Genomic DNA, 20,258 nt, shown 5'->3' with positions numbered 1-20,258 from the left:
CGATGAGGGCCGTAAACGCGCTCGACGTGTTCCTGGCGTTCCTGCGCCAGGGCCTCACCGCGTTCGGCGGGCCAGTGGCGCACCTGGGCTATTTCCGCCGCGAGTTCGTGGAGAAGCGGGGCTGGCTGTCCGAGGCCGCCTACGCCGACCTGCTGGCGCTCTGCCACTTCCTGCCCGGCCCGGCGTCGAGCCAGATGGGGATGGCCATCGGCCTCAGGCAAGCCGGCCTCGCGGGCGCGCTGGCGGCCTTCGCGGGCTTCGCCCTGCCCTCGGCGGCGCTGATGCTGGCCTTCGCGGCCTACGCGCCGGAGATCTCGGCGCGGTTCGGCGACGCCTGGATCCACGGGCTGAAGGTCGCCGCCGCGGCCGTGGTGCTGCAGGCCGTGGCGCAGATGGCCCGCACGCTGGCGATCGGGCCGGTCCGCGCGGGCATGGCGATCGGCGCGGCGGTCGGCCTCGTCCTCGTCCACGGCCCGGCGGCGCAGATCGCCACGCTGGTGGGCGGCGGCCTCTTCGGCATGGCCCTGCTGCGCGGCGAGGCCGGCGAGGCGGCGCCCGACGCGGCCGGCGAGGCCGTCGACCCGCAGAGCGCCCTGGTCGCACTCGGCCTCTTCGCGCTGCTCCTCGTGGGCCTGCCGCTGCTGGCGGGCCTGCTGTCGAACACGGGCCTGGGGCTGGCCAGCGTGTTCTACCGCACCGGATCGCTCGTGTTCGGCGGCGGGCATGTGGTGCTGCCGCTGCTGGAGCGCGAGATCGTCGACCGGCGCTGGCTCGACCAGGAGACGTTCCTGGCCGGCTATGGCGCCGCCCAGGCCCTGCCCGGCCCGCTCTTCAGCTTCGCCGCCTACGTCGGCGCGCGGCAGAACTACGGCCCCACCGGCCTGACGGGCGGCCTGATCGCGCTGTTCGCCATCTACCTGCCGAGCCTGCTCCTGATCACCGGCGTGCTGCCGTTCTGGGACCGGCTGAAGCGCGAGGGCTGGGCGCGCGGGATGATGGCCGGGGTCTGCGCGACCGTGGTCGGCCTGCTGGCCGCGGCGCTATGGGACCCGGTGATCGTCACCACCGTCCGCGTGCCCGCCGACTGGGCGCTGGTGGGCGCCGCGTTCGTCTTCCTGCAGGTGGCGAAGCTGCCGCCCTGGCTGGTGGTCATCGGCTTCGCGGTGGCGACGGGGGTCTTGCTCTAACGTCCTCCCAACTCGTCATCCCCCGGCTTGTCCGGGGGACCCACTGGGCTGTGAGCTCAGTGCGAACCCGCTGCGTCACAGCCCAATGGGTGGCCCGGACAAGCCGGGCCATGACGTACTTGAGGGATCAGGCGATCGGGGCCGTCTTCGGGAGCTTGGCGGGGAAGAGTTGCGGCAGCTTCGGCCAGCGGAAGGTCCAGAGGCTGGGCCGCGTCGGGATGCAGGCCTCGATGGCGGCCAGCAGGATCTCGGACGGCCCGTCGTTCAGGAAGTGGTTGGCGCCCTCGGTGCGCACCACGCGGATCGGCCGGCGCGTCACGGTCTCGGCCGCGAGCTTCTCGGCGACCTCGACGGGGGCGAAGTCGTCCTTGTCGCCGTGGATGACGTGGATCGGCACGTTCACGCGGCTGAGCGCCCGCCGGGCGTGGCGCAACTGCGGCTTCTGGCCGGTCACCTCGATGACGGCGTTGCGCAGGTCGCGCGGGATCATCTTCAGCGCCTTGCCGCCCAGGTCGAGCAGCCAGCGCGCGGTCGGCCCCGCTTCGCCGAAGAAGCCCGAGAGCAGGACCAGGCCCGCGACCTTGCCGGGGTTCTGGTCGGCCATGATCGAGGCGATGGCGGCGCCGTAGCTCTGGCCCACCAGTAGCACCTTCTGCCCCCGCGCCGCGCGCAGCACGGGCGCCAGCGCCTCGGCCTGGACGCGGATGTCGGTGACGGGGGTCAGCGGCTCGGAGTTCGCATAGCCCGGCCGGTCGACCACGATCATCTCGCGGTCCTGCGGCAGGTCGGCCAGGGTCTCGGACCAGTATTCCGCCCACGAGGGCGCGCCGGTGATCACCACGATCTTCCACGGCGGGGCGTGGTCGCGCGGCGTCTCGAGGGCCGAGATGCGCCAGCCGTGGCCGCCGCCCGACATGAAGCTGGTGCGGCGCACGACGTCCTCGGGATAGTCGGCAGACGTCGGCGCGTGCTCGGTCCGGCCCTTGGCGGCGGCGTCGATCACCGCCCATCCCATCTGCAGCAGTCCCTTGGGCCGTTTGCGCAACACACTCACCTCCTGGCGTCCACCATGACCTGTGGAGGCTGAACGCACGGTTCATAAGGTGGTTCGGTCAGGTTCATGTCAGGCGCCGGATGCCCCGGCCGGCGTGTTCCACCGGTCACGCAGCTCGCGCTTCAGCACCTTGCCCGTCGGCCCCAGCGGCAGCGCGTCGACGATGCGGACCTCGTCCGGCGTCCACCACTTGGCGACCCGCGCGCCGACGTGGGCCTTCACCTCCTCCGGGTCGACGGACTGGCCGGGCCGCAGCGTGATCAGGAGCAGCGGGCGCTCGTCCCACTTGGGGTGCGGCACGCCGACGGCGGCGGCCATGGCGACGGCCGGGTGCGAGCAGGCGGCGTCCTCGAGATCGAGGGTCGAGATCCACTCGCCGCCCGACTTGATCACGTCCTTGGCGCGGTCGGTGAGGCGCAGGTAGCCCTCGGGATCGAGGGTGGCGATGTCGCCGGTGTCGAACCAGCCGTCGGCGGTGAAGGCCGCCGCGCCGTCCTGCTTGAAGTAGGCCGACGAGACCCACGGCCCGCGCACCTGCAGCGCCCCGGTCGACCTGCCGTCGCGCGGCAGCTCGGCGCCGTCCTCGCCCACGATGCGGAGTTCGACGCCCCACAGGCCGCGCCCCTGCTTCAGCTTGCGCTGCATCGTGGCCTCGGCGCTCTCGCCGGCGTGGGTCGGGAGCGCGGTGTTGATCACGCCCAGCGGCGAGGTCTCGGTCATGCCCCAGATCTGGCGCACCTTGCCGCCCAGCCGCTGCTCGACGCGGCCGATCAGCGCCGCGGTGGGCGCCGAGCCGCCGATGGCGATGGTGCGCACGCTGGTGAGCTGGCCGCCGGTCTGGTCCAGGTGGTCGGCCACGCCCACCCAGATGGTCGGCACGCCCAGCAGGAAGGTGACTTCCTCGCCGGCGATCAGCTCGGCGATGCTGGGCCCGTCCAGCGCGCGGCCCGGCAGCACCAGCTTCGCGCCCACCAGCGGCGCGGCGTAGGGCGTACACCAGGCGTTGGCGTGGTACATCTGGGCGCACGGCATCACCACGTCGCGGGCCGACAGGTCGAAGGCGTCGGGCAGCGCCAGCGCCAGCGCGTGCAGCACCGTCGAGCGATGGCCGTAGAGCACGCCCTTCGGATTGCCCGTGGTGCCCGAGGTATAGCAGAGGCCCGACGCGCTCTTCTCGTCGAGGTCGGGCCAGGTGAAGTCCGGCGTCTGGGCGGCCAGCAGGTCCTCGTAGGCGAGCACGCCCGGCGGCGCGTGCGCCGCGTCGGTCATGGCGACGACCGTCTTCACCGTCTTCATCTGCGGCGCGAGCCTGGCGACCTGCTCCGAGAAGGTGATGTCGAAGAGGAGGACCGAGTCCTCCGCGTGGTCGGCCACCCAGACGATCTGGTCGTCGTGCAGGCGCGGGTTGATCGTGTGCAGGATCGCCCCGATCCCGGTGACCGCGAAATAGAGCTCGAAGTGGCGGTGCGTGCTCCAGGCCAGGGTCGCCACCCGGTCGCCCGGCTGCACGCCCAGCGCCTTGAGCGCCTTGGCCATCTGCTTGGCGCGGGCGAGCGCGTCGGCGTAGCCGTAGCGGTGGATCGGCCCTTCGACCGTGCGCGTCACCACCTCGCGGCCGCCGTGGTAGAGCGCGGCGTGCTCCAGGATCGAGGGCAGCGTCAGCGGCCGGTCCATCATGAGCGCAAGCATCGGTCCTCCGGGGCGTTTCGCGGTGAGGCTACGACGCCGCTGCACGTTCGGGAAAGCCAGCGCCCATCTTCCCCTTACGTCATCCCGCGGCTTGTCCGCGGGACCCATGATCTCTGGCGCCTGAAGTCGGCCCGCAGCGGTGAGGCCGCACATCACCACCCACCCTCCGTGTTCATGGGTCCCGCGAACAAGTCGCGGGATGACGATGATGAGTGTGAGCTCAGGTGAACGCCGATCAGCGAATGCCTTGAGTTCCGGCCCGCCCGGGTGTCTGGTTCCGGGAAAGACCATCGGGAGGAGCCACCATGAACGCGGTCCTGGACAGCCTCGACTTCGACCCCGACGCCCTGCGCGCCAGGTACCGCGCCGAACGCGACCGGCGCCTGCGGGCCGACGGCAACGACCAGTACGTCGAGGTGGCCGCCGACTTCGCCCGCTACATCGACGATCCCTACGTGGACCCGGGCTTCACGCGCAGCCCCCTGACCGACAGCGTGGACGTGGTCGTGGTGGGCGGCGGGTTCGGCGGCCTGATCGCGGCGGCGCGCCTGCGCGAGGCCGGGGTGCAGGACATCCGCATCATCGAGAAGGGCGGCGACTTCGGCGGCACCTGGTACTGGAACCGCTATCCGGGCGCCCAGTGCGACATCGAGGCCTACATCTACCTGCCGCTCCTCGAGGAGACGAACTTCGTCCCGAAGGAGAAGTACAGCTACGCCAAGGAGATCCGCGAGCACGCCGCCCGGATCGGCGAGCACTACGACCTCTATTCCAAGGCCTGCTTCCAGACCGAGATCCGCGAGATCCGCTGGCTGGAGGACGAGAACCGCTGGCTGATCACCACCAACCGCGACGACGCCATGAAGGCCCGCTACGTGGTGATGTCGAGCGGCCCGCTCAACCGGCCGAAGCTGCCGGGCCTCCCGGGCATCGCCGAGTTCAAGGGCCACAGCTTCCACACCAGCCGCTGGGACTACGCCTACACGGGCGGCTCGTCCGAAGGCGGCCTCACGAACCTCGCCGACAAGCGCGTGGCGATCATCGGCACCGGAGCCACGGCCATCCAGTGCGTGCCGCACCTCGGCCAGCACGCGAAGCACCTCTACGTCTTCCAAAGGACGCCCAGCTCGGTCGACCTGCGCGGCAACCGGCCGACCGATCCCGAGTGGGTGAAGACGCTGACGCCGGGCTGGCAGAAGCGCCGGATGCGCAACTTCAACACCCTCGTCAGCGGCCTGCCGCAGGACGAGGACCTGGTGCAGGACGGCTGGACCGACATCATCCGCAACCTGGGCGCCGGCGTCGCCGCGCGCCTGGCCGCCGGCGACGCCAGCGCGCTCGACCCGCACGAGCTGGCCAGGCAGATGGAGCTGTCGGACTTCAGGAAGATGAACCAGATCCGGGCGCGGGTGGACGAGACGGTGACCGACGCGGCGACCGCCGAGGCGCTGAAGCCCTGGTACCGCCAGTTCTGCAAGCGGCCGACCTTCAACGACGACTACCTGCCCACCTTCAACCGCCCGAACGTGACCCTCGTGGACACGCTGGGCCGCGGCGTGGATCGCGTCACCGAGAAGGGCCTGGTGTTCGACGGCGTCGAGTACGAGGTCGACTGCATCATCTTCGCGACCGGCTTCGAGGTGGGCACCGCCTACACGCGGCGCGCCGGCTTCGAGATCGTGGGCAAGGGCGGTCGGAAGCTGTCCGACCACTGGCGCGACGGGATGCGCACCCTGCACGGGCTGTCGGCCGCCGGGTTCCCGAACTGCTTCCACCTGGGCATCACGCAGAACACCCTGACCCCGAACTTCCCGCACATGCTGGACGAGCAGGCGACGCACGTGGCCCACGTGGTCCGCGAGACGGACCTGCGGCAGGCGCAGGTCGTGGAAGTGACGGCCGAGGGCGAGGCGGGCTGGCTGCAGACCATCCGCGACACCGCGCTCAATAACCTGGCGTTCCGCCAGGACTGCACGCCCGGCTACTACAACGGCGAGGGCCACGCGGGGGAGGGCAAGGGCCTGTTCGACAACCTCTACGGCCCCGGCTCCGACGCCTTCTTCGCCCTGGCCCGGAAATGGCGCGACGAAGGCGAGCTGAAGGGCCTGGAGCTGCGGTAGGCGCGGATCAACGGTTGTCATCCCGGTTTTGGCCGCAGGCCAAAGACCGGGACCCAACCGTCCGGTGCTCTGAGCTGGTGATCTGGCCCCGACCGTCAGGGCCGCGCTCCCGCCATCGATACGCCTGACGGTTGGGTCCCGGTCTTCGCCTGCGGCGAAACCGGGATGACAGGTGTTGGGGAACTACTCGTCGAAGCCGACGAACACCGTCGCGTCCTTCACGGACTTGCGCTCCGACACCACCGCGTTGGCCGGGAAGGTGTCGTCCGGCCAGCCCAGCGCGATGCTCTTCATGATCACCTGGTCGTCCGCGACGCCGGCGTGCTCGCGCACCACGGGCGACTGCATTATGCCCTGGCTGTTGATCACCGCGCCCAGGCCGCGTGACCAGGCGGCGTTGACGAGCGCGGTCGCCACCGCGCCGCAGTCGAAGGGCGCGTCGTCCATGCCCTCCAGCTCCCTGTCGAAGGTCACGATGATGCAGACCGGGGCGTCGAACTGGCGGAAGCCGCGCAACACCCAGTCCTGCCGCGCCGCCTTGTCGTCGCGCGCGATGCCCATGGCGCCGAACAGTTGCTTGGCCACGCCGACCTGCCGCTCGCGGTGCTTGCCCTCGAAGCCCTTGGTCCCGATGCGGAATTCGCGCGACTGCGGCACGCCCGAGACGTTGCGCTCGGTGTTGCCGGCGCGGATCCGGTCCAGCGGCTCGCCGGTGATCACGTAGAAGTTCCAGGGCTGCACGTTCATCGACGACGGCGAGCGCATCGCGAGCGCGATGATCTCCTCGATCAGTTCCCGCGGAACCGGGTCGGGCTTGTAGCCGCGGATGCTGCGGCGGCCCATCACAACGTCGTCGTAGGTCTGCGTCATGGCGACTCCGATAGCATGGCCGCCCGAGTGACGTTACGTCCACCGCGACCTCCCAGGGTCTGCCGCGATTGGCGACGTCGGCTCCGGAACGACGCGTCGGCCCGGCAAGCTAGGCGCCGAAGATCCAGCCCGGCGTCAGCGTGCTCATCTGGATCCCGACCAGGATCATCTTCCCGCCGCCCGTCATGTCGATGACCGTGTCGGAGCCCACCTGGCTCACCGTGTATTGCGTCCCGGGATCGAGGATCACGCGGTCACCCTGGGCCAGGCTGAAGTCGGTCACCCGGTCGATCCCCGCATCGCCGAACGTATGGAAGAGGTCGGCCCCCTCGCCGCCGGTCATGGTGTCGTCGCCCTTGTCGCCCGAGACGAAATCGTCGCCCGCTCCGCCGAAGCAGACATCGTTGTCCTGCCCGCCGCGGACGGTGTCGTTCCCCGCGCCGCCGTCGCAGCTGTCGTTGCCAAGATTGCCGTAGACGAGGTTCTCTCCAGCTGAGCCGACCAGGGTGTCGTTATCCTTGCCGCCCACCACCCAGTCGTTGCCGCCGCCGGAGACGCAGCTGTCGTCGCCCATGTTGCCGTTGATGTCGTCGAAGCCGGCGCCACCGATGATCGTGTCGTTCCCCTCGTCGCCGCGCAGATAGTTCGTTCCACCTCCGCCGAAGATCACGTCGTCGCCGGCGCCGCCGTTCATGGTTTCACCGTCGCCGTCGCCCATGAAGCCGTCGGCGCCGGACGTTCCGACCTGTGTCAGTCCCCGGTCGACGGCCAGGTAGACGCGATAGTTCTCGACGTCGCCGAAGTCGCCCCGCCAGGCGATCACGTCGATGCGGCCGTCGCCGTTCAGGTCGCCGGTCGTGCGCTGCATGAACTCGTCAGTGACGAGCGTGCCCTCGGGCATCTCCAGGAACCGGCCCGTGCCGTCGTTCAGGTAAATCGGCGTGCGCACATGGTTGGTGGCGAAGATGTCGAGGTAGCCGTCGCCGTTGATGTCGACGACCTCGATGCGCTCGATGAACTGGCCGTCCACGGTGCGCGTGCTGGCGGGCAGCCGGCTCAGCGTCTCGTCGCGGAAGGTCAGGTCGCCGTTGTTGATCAGGACCTGGACGTAGGGCCGGAAGGCGCCGGTCCCGTCGTCACGCGAGAAGGTGGAGACCACGTCGGGCAGGCCGTCGCCGTTCACGTCGAACGTCTTGGCGTCGACGTTGTTGGTGTTGCGGATGTCGGGGATGGCCGGCATCGGCGGGTTCACCGGCGCGACGGAGAAGTTGCCGTGGCCGTCGTTGATGAACAGCCGGTTGGGCGTGGCGGTGGCGCCGGAAGTGCCCAGGAACATGTCGAGGTCGCCGTCCCTGTCGACATCGAGGAAAGCCTCGGAGTTCCAGGTCTCGGACGCTGCGTTGAACGGCGCGCCGGCGATGGCCGGCAGGCCCGCGCGGCTCAGGGTGAAGTTCCCGGCCCCGTCGTTGATCAGGAAGTACGGCCGCGGGTCGCCGTTGCCGATGAAGATGTCGAGGTCGCCGTCCCCGTCGATGTCGGCGGCTTCGGCCGAGTGGCTGAAGTTGTTGCCGATCGCCGGCAGCCGGTTCGAGGCGTTGATCAGCCCATTGCCCGACGACAGCACCAGTGTGTTCGGCGCGCCGGGGAACGGCGCGGCATCCAGTCCGATGTCGGCGAAGAAGACGTCCAGCTTGCCGTCGCGGTTGAAGTCGCCGGCCACGGCCTCGCTGGCGAAGATGGTGGTGGGCGCGCCGCCAGGGAACAGGGCCGCGGTGATGTCCGTGAACCCGCCGGTCCCGTCGCCGCCCAGCACCCGGATCGGCACGGCCCGGTTCTCCAGCGGGAACAGGAAGTAGCCGACCATGACGTCGGCCCGGCCGTCACCGTTGAAGTCGCCGATGACGAACTCAGTCGCGGCTGCACCCGTGAAGCCGGCCCGCAGAGCGACCGAGAAATCCGTCGAGGCGTAGTAGTTCGGCACAGCAGTCCCCCCGGTCGCGCACCTGCGGCTAGCTAGGGAAGCGCCGCGCCGGACGGCAAGCCCTTTCGCATGGAAAGACGCCCTAAGCCGCCATCCGCGCCTTGAAGACGCCGTCGGGGAGGCGGGCGGACTTCGACGGGTGGATGAAGAAGTAGTCCTTCCAGGGCAGGCCCTCGACCAGGGTCGTGCGTTCCTCCAGGCGGTCGCCGTTCAGGGCGAACATGCGGTAGCCGCGGTCGCGGAAGATATCGAGCACCGCTTCGCCGGACGCCCCGAAGCGCTCGGCGAGCATGGCCGGGTGGATCTCCAGCAGCACGTGCGGGCGGTCGCGGTCGAGGATGCCCACCGCGCCCATCAGCGCCCGCAGCTCGGCGCCCTCGATGTCCATGCGGATGAAGTCGACCCTGCCCACGCCATGTTCGGCGCAGAACGCGTCCAGCACCACCACGGGCGTCGGCTGCACGTCCATGCCGGTGTCGTCGAGGTCGGGGCGCGCGGCCCCCTCCGGCTTCGCCTCGGCGACGTAGGCGTAGGCGCGGCCCATGCGGCCCGAGCTCTTCTTCGGCGTCACCAGCAGGAGCTCGCCCGGCTTGTCGGCCACCGCCGCGTGGACCGGCGTCACCTGCTTGCCGATGCGGTGCCAGGCGACGCAGGTCTTCAGCACCTGGAAGGCGAAGGCCGAGGGCTCGAAGGCGTAGATGCGGGCCTTCGGCGCCACCTGGGTCATCACGTACGAGTGGCGCCCGTCGCTGGCGCCCACGTGCAGGCAGACCGGCGAGCCCGACAGCAGGTCGGCCAGGTACGGCGTCTCGGGCTCATGCTTGGCCCACGTCCTGTTGCGGCGCCAGGCGCGGAAGGCGTGCCCCAGCACACGGAGCGATGGCATCGGTACTCCCTTGTCCGCCCCCAACGGCCCGCGCGGCCTCCCTCAGGCTGCGTCGCGGACCACCGTCATCATGTAGTTCACGTCGGTGTCGGCCGATTCCGTCCACCGGCCGGTGAGCGGGTTGAATACGACGCCGAAGGGGCCGTCCACAACGACCGGCTCTCCGGACAGGAAGCCGCGGATCTCGCCGGGCTTCAGGAACCTCGACCAGTCGTGCGCGCCCACGGGCAGCCAGCGCAGCACGTATTCCGCGCCGATCTTGGCCAGCGCCAGCGCCTTCAGGGTGCGGTTCAGCGTGGCGACGATCATCAGGCCGCCGGGTTTCAGGAGCCTGGCGCAGTCGCGCAGGTACGCGCCCGGGTCGGCCACGTGCTCGATCACCTCCATGTTGAGGATCACGTCGAACGGCGGCTCGCCGGCCGCCAGCAGCGCCTCGGCCGTGGAGGCGCGGTAGTCGATCGCAAGGCCCTGCTCGGCCGCGTGGGCCGAGGCGGTCGCGATGTTCCTCTCCGAGGCGTCGACGCCGGTGACCTGGAAGCCCAGCCGCGTCATAGGCTCGGACAGCAGCCCGCCGCCGCAGCCGATGTCGAGCAGGCGCAGCCCCTCGAACGGCCGGCGCGCCCTGGCGTCGCGGCCGAAGCGGTAGAGCGCCTGGTCCCGGATGAAGGCCAGCCTGACGGGGTTGAAGCGATGCAGCGGCGCGAACTTTCCGCGCGGGTCCCACCACTCGGCCGCGATCTTCGAGAACGTCTCGACTTCGGCGGGATCGATGCTGGATCGGGCGGCGGTCATGCGGTCAGCGTATGAGCACGACTTCCACGCCGAGGTCCAGTTCGGCCCAGGCGCGGTCGGCGGTGTAGACGGGCATCGCCTTTCGCAGGGCGAGTTCCAGACAGGCCCGGTCGCCCAGAGACAGCCCGGCGCGACGCGTCGCCCTGCGCAACAGGCCCGTCCGGATACCGGCTTCCACATCCAGCGGCTCGGGCCGCAGGGGCATGCTGTCGAGAATATCCCGCGCCGTCGCGTCGTCGGCGCCGCGCTCGACAAGCTTCTGGATAACCTCCGCTACGTTCACGGAGGATATCAGCGCGCCCGCGATCACCGCGTCCACCCGCTCGAATCCCGGCTCGCGCCAGATGCGCGCCAGGACCGCGGACGAATCGAGGACGGCGTCAGGCATCGGACTCGCGCGCCGCCTCGGCCCGCCGCTCGGCGATGAGCTCGTCAGAGGCGAGCGGGCCACCCTGCCAGCGGAACGGCGCCATCAGCGCGTCCACACGCGCCATGGCCGCCCCGGCATTCAGGATCACCAGGCGATCCTCGCCCAATTCCGCGATCAGCACGCTGCCCGGCCGCAGGCCGAGTACGGCCTGGGCCGCCGCCGGAAGACGAATGGAACCGTCGGCTTCGACCGTCAGCCGGTGGACGCCGCCGAACGTCTGCATCGGCTCGGCGACGCCCCCATGTTCTGGGGGCGCCTCATATTCCGGGATCGCGGCCGGCGTCCGGGATCGCCGTCCGAACTTGTCGCCTTCCAGGACATTCCGGACATGCTGGTAGCGCTTGCCGAGCAGCTTCTGGATTTCGGCCCTGGAATGGCCGGCGGCGTCCAGCGCGCGGATCTTGTCCGCCCAGGTCATGTCGGACGCTACTATCCGCGCCGTTTCCGAATTCATGGCAACACCTATCTAGAGAAGATATGTATGTAGGTAGTTAGACACTCCGACACTCGCCGTCAAGTCGGTTGTGCGCCGCCCACCCCGCCGCTATGACGGCGCGCTTTCGTTCGGAGGGATCGGCGCGCGGTGTCTCGCCTGGTGATGAAATTCGGCGGCACGTCGGTGGCCGACCTGGAGCGGATCCGGCGCGTGGCGCGGCTGGTGGCGGCCGAGCAGGCGGCGGGCCACAAGGTGGCGGTCGTGGTCTCCGCCATGGCCGGCAAGACCAACGAGCTGGTCGCCTGGACCGACGGCGCGGGTCCCGCGGCGCAGGGCCTTCCCGCCTCGGACGACGAGTACGACGTGGTGGTCGCCTCGGGCGAGCAGGTGACCGCCGGCCTCCTGGCCATGACGCTGCGCAACATGGGCCTCCCTGCGCGCTCCTGGATGGGCTGGCAGATTCCGATCGTCGCCGACGACGCCCACGGCAAGGCGCGCATCGACGACATCCCGCCCGAGAAGCTCGGCGCCGCGATGGACTCGGGCGAGATCGCCGTGATCGCCGGCTTCCAGGGGGTGACCCGCGACGGCCGCATCGCCACCCTGGGCCGTGGCGGCTCCGACACCTCGGCCGTGGCGATCGCCGCGGCGGTGGGCGGGGCCTGCGACATCTACACCGACGTGGACGGCGTCTACACGACCGACCCGCGCATCGAGTCCAGGGCGAGGAAGCTGCCCAAGATCTCCTACGAGGAGATGCTGGAGATGGCGTCCCTGGGCGCCAAGGTCCTGCAGACGCGCTCGGTCGAGCTGGCCATGGCCTACGGCGTGCCCGTGCGCGTGCTGTCGAGTTTTGTGGAGCCCGGCGAAGCGCCGGGCCAGGGAACCATCGTGTGCGACGAGGAGGAGATCGTGGAGAAGCGGATCGTGAGCGGCGTGGCCTACAGCCGCGACGAGGCGAAGATCAGCCTCTTCGGCCTGCCCGACCATCCGGGCGTGTCGTCCACCATCTTCGGGGCGCTGGCCGACGCCAACGTCAACGTCGACATGATCGTGCAGAGCCACGCCCGCGTCGCCGACACGGCCAACATGGAGTTCACCGTCGGCAAGCGCGACGCGCAGCGGGCGGTCGACATCGTGCAGAGCATGAAGGGCGAGGTGGGCTTCGAGGATGTGCGCCTGAACGACGACGTGGCCAAGGTCTCGGTCATCGGCGTCGGCATGCGCAGCCACACCGGCGTCGCCAAGGCGATGTTCGAGGCGCTGGCGGCCAAGGGCGTGAACATCCAGGTGATCTCGACGTCGGAGATCAAGATCAGCGTCCTGATCGACGCCGCCTACACCGAACTCGCCGTGCGCGCCCTGCACGCGGCCTACGGGCTGGATCAGCTCTAGGCGGCGCCGCGGCCGGCCTGGCCGGCCCCGCCTTCCCAGCTCAGGATGACGCCGCGCTCGGCGAGGCCGGCGAGGAGGCGCTGCACGTGCTTGCCGTTGTCGGCGAAAAGCAACTGCAGGCCCGGCCGGGCGAGGATCCGGGGCGTGATGGCGACGCCCAGGACGCTCCGCTCGCAGAGGCCGTCCTCCGCCATCTGCAGGACATGGCGGCGGACCGTCTCGGCCGGCAGCCTGAGCTGCGCGGCGATGGCCTTCACCGGAACCGGCGCAGGGTCGTCACCCAGGGCGGCCACGAGCAGCGCGGTCAGGATCAGCGTCGAGATGACGTTGCCCGCCTCGCGCATCAGCCCCTCGCAGGTGCGCAGCACATAGTCGGACAGCAGACGCGCGGCGGCGCGGATCGGGACGTCCCGTTCCGGCGGGTAGGCCGAGCCCGGCAGGTCGTCGACGAGGCGGCGGGCCGCGAGATCGAAGTAGAACGCCCGCAGGCGCAGATGCCCCGTCATCACCGAACGCAGATAGGTCGGCGAGGCCAGGAAGGCGGCGGGCACGACGACGCCCTCGGCGCCCATCGTGCAGACCCCGGCGGCGGCCAGGCGGCGGATGCGGCGGCGCACGGTCTCGAACGGCAGGCCCAGCGAAGCGGCGACGGCGTTGATGCTGACCGGGCGGCGCTCGTCGTCGGGGGCTGGCGCGTCGAGCTGGCCGTAGCGCGCGCGGGCGGCCGGATCGCGGGTCAGCGGGGCGATGTTGGCCTGGTTGACCGCCAGCACCAGCAGCGCCTCGAACGGCTCGAGGCCCGCCACGCCGTTGGCCATCTCGTCCAGCAGGAAGGCGAACGACAGCCGCGCGAGGGCGACATCGCGCGTCGCGCCCTCGGGAACGCCATGGTCCGCCAAACCCATGGCCGGAGATCAAACCCGCGGCTTGCCGGCTTGGCAATGCGGCAAAGGTTGGCGCCCTATCCGGCCTGGGCGGCCCTGGCGCTTCCGGTCAGGCGGAACGCGGCCCAGGTCCCGACCACCGCCAGCGGGATCACCGAGACGAAGACCCAGAGCGACGCCGCGCGCGCCGAGGCGTCGGTGAGGCCGGCGGAGAAGCCCGCCAGGTTGGCGGCGACGCCGGCGATGGCGGCCCCGGCCGCGGCCCCGCTCTGCCGCACCGCGGTGATGCCGGACGAGCCTATGGCGCGATCCTCGTCGCTGAGGGCGGCCAGCACGCGGCGGCTCATGAAGGCCCAGGAGAAGCCGAACGCCGCCCCCATCAGCCCGCCGCCGACCAGCACCCAGGCCAGCGGCCCATCGGCCATGACCCAGGCCAGGATCACCAGGCTGGCCACCAGGAGCAGCGCGCCGAAACGGGTCCAGCGCGCGTCCCAGACGGCGCCCGCGTGCGCCACGGCCATGGCCGCGACCGTCCACGCCGCCGACTCCGCGGCGATGGCGTAGCCCGCCCAGAGCGGCGTGAAGCCCCTGAGCTGCTGCAGGATCGGGGGGCCGTAGATCGAGAAGCCCATCGAGGCGGCGGTCAGGGCGAACATGGCGAAGTAGCCCGAGCCCACCACCGTCGCGAGGTCACCGGCGCGGTGCGGCAGGAGGCGCACCCGGGCCCGGCTGTCGATCCAGACCACGAGGCCCAGGATCGCGAGGCCGGCCAGGACGAGGCCGATGGAGGCGGCAGCCGTGGGCGCAAGGTCTGCGAACCCGATGGCCGAGACGCCGACGCCCAGCACGCCGAGCTGGGTCCAGGGAATGCCGGGACCGCCCCGCCCCTTCGTGGACGCGCCCAGCAGGAAGGGCGCGGCGGCGCTGAACACGGCCGACTGCAGGGCGAAGAGCCAGAAGACGTCGCGCCAGTCGCCGGTCTCCACCACGACGCCGCCGAACAGCGGCCCCAGCAGCGTGGCGATTCCCCAGACGAAGGTGACGGCGGCGAAGACCCGCGCCAGGTGCCGCTCGGGGAACAGGAAGGCGATGGCCACCATCGCGAAGCCCGAGATCCAGCCCGAGCCCAGCCCCTGCACCAGCCGGCCCAGCAGGAACGTCTCGATGTTCGGCGCCATGGCGCTCATCACGCAGCCCAGAGCCATGACCACGCCCACGATGGCGGTGGCCGAGCGCAGGCCGAAGATCTCGGACAGCCGCCCCGCGCTGGCGCCCGCGAGGATCGCGCCCACGAAGAAGCCGGCGGTGGCCCAGGAGAAGTATTCGTAGCCGCCGAGGCTGGCGCCCACGCTGGGCAGGATCGTCGAGGTCACGAGGCTGTCGGCCGCGTTCAGCCACACGCCCAGCATGATCAGCGCGAACCGCGGCAGCCGGCCCTCGGCCAGCAGGTCGGCCCAGGTGTTCTCCCCCATCTCGCCTTCAGGGGCGTCCTTCATTCCGACAACCTCGACCACGTCAAAATCGACCAGACCTCCGCCGCCGCCTGCCAGGGATTCCGCCGCGCCGGGCTGGAGGTCTTCCGCACCGTCCCCGGCCCCGACGTCACGATCGAGCGCGGGGATCATATCCTGCGCCGGCGCGCGGCGCTGCACCTACCGGATCAGGCGGGCGGCCTGAACTCGATCGCCGGGCCTGGCGTCATGAAGAGGATGCGGCACCGGCCGACGGGCGTGACCTTGTGCCAGACCCCGCGGGGCACGACGCAGCCCTGGCCGGCCTCGACCGAGAGGTGCGTGGCCTCCTCGCCCTCGCCCAGGCGGACATCCAGGCGGCCCTCGATCAGGAACAGGAACTCGTCGCCGTCAGGGTGCAGCTCGCCGCCGTGCGGCGCGCCGACGTCGGTCTCCCAGACGCCGATGGTGAAGCCGTCCAGCCGCGGCAGCCGCGCGCCCTTCGGCAGGGCCGCGATGCCGCCGTCACGCCGCAGCGCCAGCACGGCGGCGGCGAAGTCGATGGCTTCCGGCGATGACGCGTCCATGCATCCCCTCCGCGCGGAGGGGATCATAGTTGCGAATGGTTCGCAATCAGCGTTTCGCGGCCGGCGCGCCGGGCAGCGCCGGCTCGAAGCCCGGCTGCCAGTGGTTGGCGGTGCCGGAGGTGACGTACCAGCTTATCAGCAGCGCGCAGATCAGGGCGCCCGGCACGTAGGAGTTGGTGCGCCGGTAGGTCCACGCCCCGATGATCCCGATGACGCCCAGCAGCGGGACGAACTGGATCGCGATCACCGTGTTCAGCGGCTCGGTCGGCGTGCCCAGCAGGCCGGTCGAGAAGAGGGTCGCGTACTCCCAGATCACCAGCACGCCGAAGCCCGCCGCCATGGCGACCTTGCCCCAGGAGATGGCGGCGAGCATCCCCTCGCCCTCGACGGCGATGTTGGCGGCCAGCCCGCGGATCGCCACCAGGAAGAACAGGCTCCAGAGGATCAGGTAGCCCGGCAGTTGCAGCGACCGCGCCGCGTCGAGCGGCTTCAGGCCCAGCACCCAGAAGCGGTAGTCCACCTTGAACGCCGCATCGATCACCAGGATCGAGGCGTAGGCGACCGCCATGGTCGCCAGCGCCGCCAGCATCGACAGCCCCCAGCGGTTCGTGAAGGCCGGCCGGCTGCGCAGGACGAGCCCGATCAGGAGCGAGATCAGCGCCGTCCCCAGCGCCCAGACCAGGAGCTGGTTCTGCACCCACTGCGGGAACGGAGCCATCGGGAAGAAGAGCTGGCCCACCTTCATCAGCGGGAAGTAGGTGAGCGCCGGCAGCGCCGCGGTGATCACGAGCGACAGCCACCACCGCCCGTTCCGCCGCCCGGTCGCCGGCCGGGCGGGCTGGTTCAGCGCCGCGAAGACCGGCAGGCCCAGCAGCACGTCGAAGGTGGTCACGATCAGCCCCACGAGCCCGACGAAGGCGATCAGCGTCCCAACCTCCTTCAGCAGCCACACCTGATCGGCGGGGCTCATCGCGTTCGGCGGCGGGATGGTGCGCTGGAACCAGTCGACCGCGTCGCCCACGCCGGCGTTGGAGAAGTGCTCCCACGGGTGGGTGATCGGCGGGTTGGCCAGGATGCGCGCCGTGCCGTCGGCGATCGAGCCGTAGAGCTTCCCCTCCTCGACCGGCCCGGCCACGCCGAACACCTTGGCGAGCTTGGGGCTCCTGGCGACGTCGCTGCCCTTCGGCACGCCCCACATCAGGCCCGCGAACTCGTCGTACTGGCCGAAGACGACGGCGAGGTTCCTCGGCGTCTCGGGCGCCGGCGCGCCCAGCAGGCCCGGCGTCGAGCCCTCCAGCACGATGGCGCGGTAGCCGTCGGGATCGGAGAGCGCCGCGGCCATCACCGGCCCGCCGCCCATGGAGTGGCCCTCGAGCCCGATGGCGGCCCTGTCCACGAACGGCAGGCCCTTCAGGTAGCGCAGCGCCGCCGGCCCGCCGAAGCCGGCCGTGCCCACGATGCCGCCGGAATAGCCGTGGCCGGTCATGTCCATGGCCAGCACGACGTAGCCGCGCCGCGACAGCTCGATGGCGAACGGCGACTGCATCTCGCGGGTGTTGATGTAGCCGTGGCTGACCAGCACGCCCGGCGCCGGCGTCGCCGCCGTCGCCCCCCGCGGCCGGTAGAGCAGGCCCGAGACCGTGACGCCGTCCTCGGCGGGGATGCGCACCTCGCTCACCGCGACCCGCCCGCCGTCGGTCTGCACCCGGCCCGCCAGGAACGCCCCGCCCAGCACGACCAGCCAGGCGAGCGCAAACGCCAGCCACTTCCGCATGCCCGTCCCCCGTCCGTCTCTTCCCGTCGACGCGGACGATGCGCGCCTGCGCGGTGAAGCTCAAGCCGCGCTGCGTGTGTGACTCCGCGGCGCCTCGGGCGCATAGTCGGGAAAACGACGAGGGGAGGATACCGATGCCTTATGCGCCCGCGGACCGCGCGTTCTACGATGCCGACAGCCACATCATGGAGTTGCCCGACTTCCTGAAGGCCTATGCCGACCCCGGCCTGCGCGACGAGATCCCGGAGGTCAGCTACTCGGCCTCCATCGTCACCGACGAGGAGGTGGCGGTGATCGTGGGCCAGGGCAACCGGCACAGCCCCGAGCACGTGGCCGAGCAGATCGCGCTGGGCGACCGGCTGATCGAGAAGTCGAAGGAGATCCAGGCGCTGGGCGCGTTCGACGCCGCCGACCGCTCGACGGCCATGGACCTGCTGGGCTTCAGGAAGCAGCTCGTGTTCGCCACCCACAGCGTGGCGATGCCGTTCTCGCCCTCGTCGAAGCTGGAGCACCGCCTGCGCTACGGCGCGGCCCGCGCGCACAACCGCCACATGGCCGAGTTCTGCAAGGCCGACCCGCGGCTGATGGGCGTCGCCGTCGTCCCGCTGGACGATCCCGAACTCGCCATGGCCGAGCTGGAGTTCGCGCTCTCGGCCGGGCTGAAGGCCGCCTGGGTGCCGCACCGGCCCTGCGGCGAGCGCTCGCCGGGCCACGTGGACCTCGACCCCTTCTGGGCGCGGCTGGCCGAGACCGGCACGCCCTTCCTGCTGCACGTCGGCGGCGCGCCGCTGCAGCTCGCCAAGGCCTGGATGAACAACGGCCGCCCGCCGACCAAGGACTGGCTGGGCGGCGGCGAGAACCTGCGCACCAAGGACGTCGCCCTGCTGCACGAAGGCCCCGAGCAGTTCCTGACCATGATGGTGCTGGACGGGGTGCTGGAGCGGCACCCGACGCTCCGCGGGGCCTCGGTCGAGCTGGGCGCCGGCTGGGTGCCCGAGCTGCTGCGCCGCCTCGACTGGGTGGTGAAGCACTGGAGCCGCAACGACGCCAACCTGCAGGCGCTGCGCCGCACGCCCAGCGAACAGCTCACCCAGCAGATGGCCTTCACGCCCTTCGTCTTCGAGGAGGTGGGCGCCTTCATCGACCAGTCGAACCCGGACCTCTACCTCTTCTCGTCGGACTATCCGCACATCGAGGGCGGCCGGAACCCGATCGGACGGTTCGAGGCGGCGCTGGGCGAGCGGCCGGCGGCGGTGCGCGACAAGTTCTACGCCGGGAACTTCCTGCGCATCTTCCCCGAGGCGGCCTGAGCGGGCCGGCGCGACACCGTATGATCCGAACCGCGTCCGCAGAAGGCCCCGCCATGTCCGATCCGAACGCCCAGGACGAAGCCGTGGGCGAGGCCTTCTCCGTGGAGAAGATGCTGAAGGCGCGCGACCTGACGTTCGAGGCGGTGCGGCGGATCGGCGCCGCCATCCGCCCCGGCATGACCGAGGGCCGCGGCGGCGAGATCGCCCAGGAGGTGCTGGAGGCCATGGGCATGGAGCGCCTGTGGCACAGGAACGTCGTGCGCTTCGGCCCCGGCACGCTGGAGACCTTCTTCGGCGCGTTCCAGCCCGACTACGTGCTGCAGGCGGACGACATCTTCTACGTCGACCTGGGCGCGGTCTGGGACGGCCACGAGGGCGACGCCGGCGACACCTTCACGGTCGGGAACGACGCGGAGATGGCCGCCTGCGCGGAAGCCGCCCGCACGCTCTGGCATGAGGTCGCGGCCCGCTGGCGCGACGAGGGCCTGTCGGGCGCGGCGCTCTACGACTTCGCCGTGAAGCGCGCCGAGGCGATGGGCTGGCGGCTCAACTGGGAGGTCAAGGGCCACCGGGTCTCGGACTTCCCGCACGCCATCTACAAGGCCGGCGCCCTGGGCGACTTCGACGCCCCGCCCACCACAGGCCTCTGGATCCTGGAGATCCAGATCGCGCACCCCACCCGCCCCATCGGCGCCTTCTACGAAGACCTCCTGATCCGCGAGAGCGTGGCGGCGGCTTAGTGGCGCATGTGCCGCACATGTGATAATGTGCAGCACATGACGATGATCCAAGTTCGCAACGTGCCCGAAGAGTTGCATCGACGCCTGAAGGCGCGGGCAGCCATGGTGGGCCTTTCGCTCTCGGACATGCTGCTCAGAGAAATGAAAGCCGTGGCCGACCGGCCGACGCTTGAGGAGATGCGGGCGCGATTGGCTGCGTTGCCCCCTGTCGTCATATCCGAAACGTCCGCTGAAGCGGTGCGGGCCGAGCGCGACTCGCGTTGATCGTCGTCGACGCGTCGGCGGCGCTCGACCTGCTGCTTCAGAAGCCGACGGCGAAGGCGCTGGAACTCCGCGTATTCGCCGTCGGCGAAGAACTGCATGCCCCGCACCTGATCGATCTGGAAGTCGTCCAGGCGCTGCGGAGACATGTGAAGGCAGGCCAGATGAGCTCGGAAAGAGCTCGGCAATCGCTCGAAGCTTGGGTCGTGTTTCCCGTTGCGCGCCATGTGCATGACCTCTTGCTGCCGCGCATCTGGGAACTTCGCGACTCCATCACCGCGTATGACGCCGCCTACGTGGCCCTGGCCGAAGCGCTTGACGCCACGCTTCTGACGACAGACGCGCGACTCGCCCGCTCGCACGGCCATCGCGCCAAGATCGAGACCATCGGGCTCGAATAGGCCTCAACGG

At 70.6% G+C, this 20,258-nt stretch carries 19 protein-coding genes; 7 read left to right on the top strand and 12 right to left on the bottom strand.

The window, feature by feature from the left end; genetic code table 11:
• Window positions 1-2: 2 nt before the first annotated feature.
• Entirely contained in the window at window positions 3-1,187 is a 1,185-nt protein-coding gene (gene chrA / locus KF737_RS19545; protein WP_296459085.1) for a chromate efflux transporter, read from the top strand.
• Window positions 1,188-1,314: 127 nt separating this feature from the next.
• Here chrA and KF737_RS19540 read toward each other — a convergent pair whose 3' ends face one another.
• Together KF737_RS19540 and KF737_RS19535 are read right to left on the bottom strand one after the other, a co-directional pair.
• Window positions 1,315-2,232 (bottom strand): alpha/beta hydrolase, encoded by a 918-nt coding sequence (locus KF737_RS19540; RefSeq protein ID WP_296459082.1) that lies wholly within the window; start codon window positions 2,230-2,232, stop codon window positions 1,315-1,317.
• Window positions 2,233-2,310: 78 nt separating this feature from the next.
• A complete protein-coding gene (locus tag KF737_RS19535) occupies window positions 2,311-3,930 on the bottom strand; it encodes a long-chain fatty acid--CoA ligase (RefSeq protein WP_296459077.1) in 1,620 nt (539 codons plus the stop codon).
• A 305-nt stretch (window positions 3,931-4,235) separates the two neighbouring features.
• Between KF737_RS19535 and KF737_RS19530 the strand changes: the two genes are divergently transcribed.
• A complete protein-coding gene (locus KF737_RS19530; protein ID WP_296459075.1) occupies window positions 4,236-6,050 on the top strand; it encodes an NAD(P)/FAD-dependent oxidoreductase in 1,815 nt (604 codons plus the stop codon).
• A gap of 183 nt (window positions 6,051-6,233) precedes the next feature.
• Here KF737_RS19530 and KF737_RS19525 read toward each other — a convergent pair whose 3' ends face one another.
• The 6 genes from KF737_RS19525 to KF737_RS19500 all read right to left on the bottom strand — a co-directional run bounded on the left by KF737_RS19525 (window position 6,234) and on the right by KF737_RS19500 (window position 11,427).
• Entirely contained in the window at window positions 6,234-6,920 is a 687-nt protein-coding gene (locus KF737_RS19525; RefSeq protein ID WP_296459072.1) for a nitroreductase, read from the bottom strand.
• A gap of 109 nt (window positions 6,921-7,029) precedes the next feature.
• Window positions 7,030-8,901 (bottom strand): FG-GAP-like repeat-containing protein, encoded by a 1,872-nt coding sequence (locus KF737_RS19520; RefSeq protein WP_296459069.1) that lies wholly within the window; start codon window positions 8,899-8,901, stop codon window positions 7,030-7,032.
• Between the two features lie 82 nt (window positions 8,902-8,983).
• Window positions 8,984-9,787, bottom strand: a complete 804-nt coding sequence (locus KF737_RS19515) for an FkbM family methyltransferase (RefSeq protein ID WP_296459066.1) — start codon at window positions 9,785-9,787, stop codon at window positions 8,984-8,986.
• A gap of 42 nt (window positions 9,788-9,829) precedes the next feature.
• Entirely contained in the window at window positions 9,830-10,579 is a 750-nt protein-coding gene (gene ubiG, locus KF737_RS19510) for a bifunctional 2-polyprenyl-6-hydroxyphenol methylase/3-demethylubiquinol 3-O-methyltransferase UbiG (protein ID WP_296459064.1), read from the bottom strand.
• Window positions 10,580-10,583: 4 nt separating this feature from the next.
• Window positions 10,584-10,967, bottom strand: coding sequence for a type II toxin-antitoxin system VapC family toxin (locus KF737_RS19505; protein ID WP_296459061.1), 384 nt, complete (start codon window positions 10,965-10,967; stop codon window positions 10,584-10,586).
• Complete coding sequence (locus KF737_RS19500; RefSeq protein ID WP_296459058.1) at window positions 10,960-11,427, bottom strand: AbrB/MazE/SpoVT family DNA-binding domain-containing protein; 468 nt, start codon at window positions 11,425-11,427, stop codon at window positions 10,960-10,962. The genes KF737_RS19505 and KF737_RS19500 overlap by 8 nt, the downstream gene beginning before the upstream one ends.
• Before the next feature lie 165 nt (window positions 11,428-11,592).
• On the opposite strand from KF737_RS19500, the gene KF737_RS19495 reads away from it, so the two are divergent.
• Window positions 11,593-12,840 carry an aspartate kinase gene (locus tag KF737_RS19495; protein WP_296459055.1) on the top strand — a complete coding sequence of 416 codons (1,248 nt, stop codon included), beginning with the start codon at window positions 11,593-11,595 and terminating at the stop codon, window positions 12,838-12,840.
• Here KF737_RS19495 and KF737_RS19490 read toward each other — a convergent pair.
• The 4 genes from KF737_RS19490 to KF737_RS19475 all read right to left on the bottom strand — a co-directional run bounded on the left by KF737_RS19490 (window position 12,837) and on the right by KF737_RS19475 (window position 17,536).
• Window positions 12,837-13,745, bottom strand: a complete 909-nt coding sequence (locus KF737_RS19490; RefSeq protein WP_296459051.1) for a hypothetical protein — start codon at window positions 13,743-13,745, stop codon at window positions 12,837-12,839. The two genes, KF737_RS19495 and KF737_RS19490, sit on opposite strands and share 4 nt — an antisense overlap.
• A gap of 56 nt (window positions 13,746-13,801) precedes the next feature.
• Window positions 13,802-15,220, bottom strand: a complete 1,419-nt coding sequence (locus tag KF737_RS19485; protein WP_296459048.1) for an MFS transporter — start codon at window positions 15,218-15,220, stop codon at window positions 13,802-13,804.
• Window positions 15,221-15,384: 164 nt separating this feature from the next.
• Window positions 15,385-15,762 (bottom strand): cupin domain-containing protein, encoded by a 378-nt coding sequence (locus tag KF737_RS19480; RefSeq protein ID WP_296459046.1) that lies wholly within the window; start codon window positions 15,760-15,762, stop codon window positions 15,385-15,387.
• Window positions 15,763-15,808: 46 nt separating this feature from the next.
• On the bottom strand, window positions 15,809-17,536 hold the full coding sequence (locus tag KF737_RS19475) for an alpha/beta fold hydrolase (RefSeq protein WP_296459043.1): 1,728 nt from the start codon (window positions 17,534-17,536) through the stop codon (window positions 15,809-15,811).
• 134 nt (window positions 17,537-17,670) lie between these two features.
• Here KF737_RS19475 and KF737_RS19470 point away from each other — a divergent pair, with 134 nt between their 5' ends.
• The 4 genes from KF737_RS19470 to KF737_RS19455 are packed head-to-tail and all read left to right on the top strand — an operon-like array spanning window position 17,671 to window position 20,248.
• Window positions 17,671-18,846, top strand: coding sequence for an amidohydrolase family protein (locus tag KF737_RS19470; RefSeq protein ID WP_296459040.1), 1,176 nt, complete (start codon window positions 17,671-17,673; stop codon window positions 18,844-18,846).
• Window positions 18,847-18,899: 53 nt separating this feature from the next.
• Window positions 18,900-19,586, top strand: a complete 687-nt coding sequence (locus tag KF737_RS19465; RefSeq protein ID WP_296459037.1) for a M24 family metallopeptidase — start codon at window positions 18,900-18,902, stop codon at window positions 19,584-19,586.
• Window positions 19,587-19,622: 36 nt separating this feature from the next.
• Window positions 19,623-19,850, top strand: coding sequence for a hypothetical protein (locus tag KF737_RS19460; protein ID WP_296459034.1), 228 nt, complete (start codon window positions 19,623-19,625; stop codon window positions 19,848-19,850).
• Window positions 19,847-20,248 carry a type II toxin-antitoxin system VapC family toxin gene (locus tag KF737_RS19455; RefSeq protein WP_296459031.1) on the top strand — a complete coding sequence of 134 codons (402 nt, stop codon included), beginning with the start codon at window positions 19,847-19,849 and terminating at the stop codon, window positions 20,246-20,248. The genes KF737_RS19460 and KF737_RS19455 overlap by 4 nt, the downstream gene beginning before the upstream one ends.
• Window positions 20,249-20,258 lie beyond the last annotated feature (10 nt).

Source organism: Phenylobacterium sp., from assembly GCF_019636135.1.
GTDB lineage: Bacteria > Pseudomonadota > Alphaproteobacteria > Caulobacterales > Caulobacteraceae > Phenylobacterium.
The sequence above is the reverse complement of the archived record's forward strand: the minus strand, read 5'-3'. Positions and strand labels throughout refer to the sequence as shown.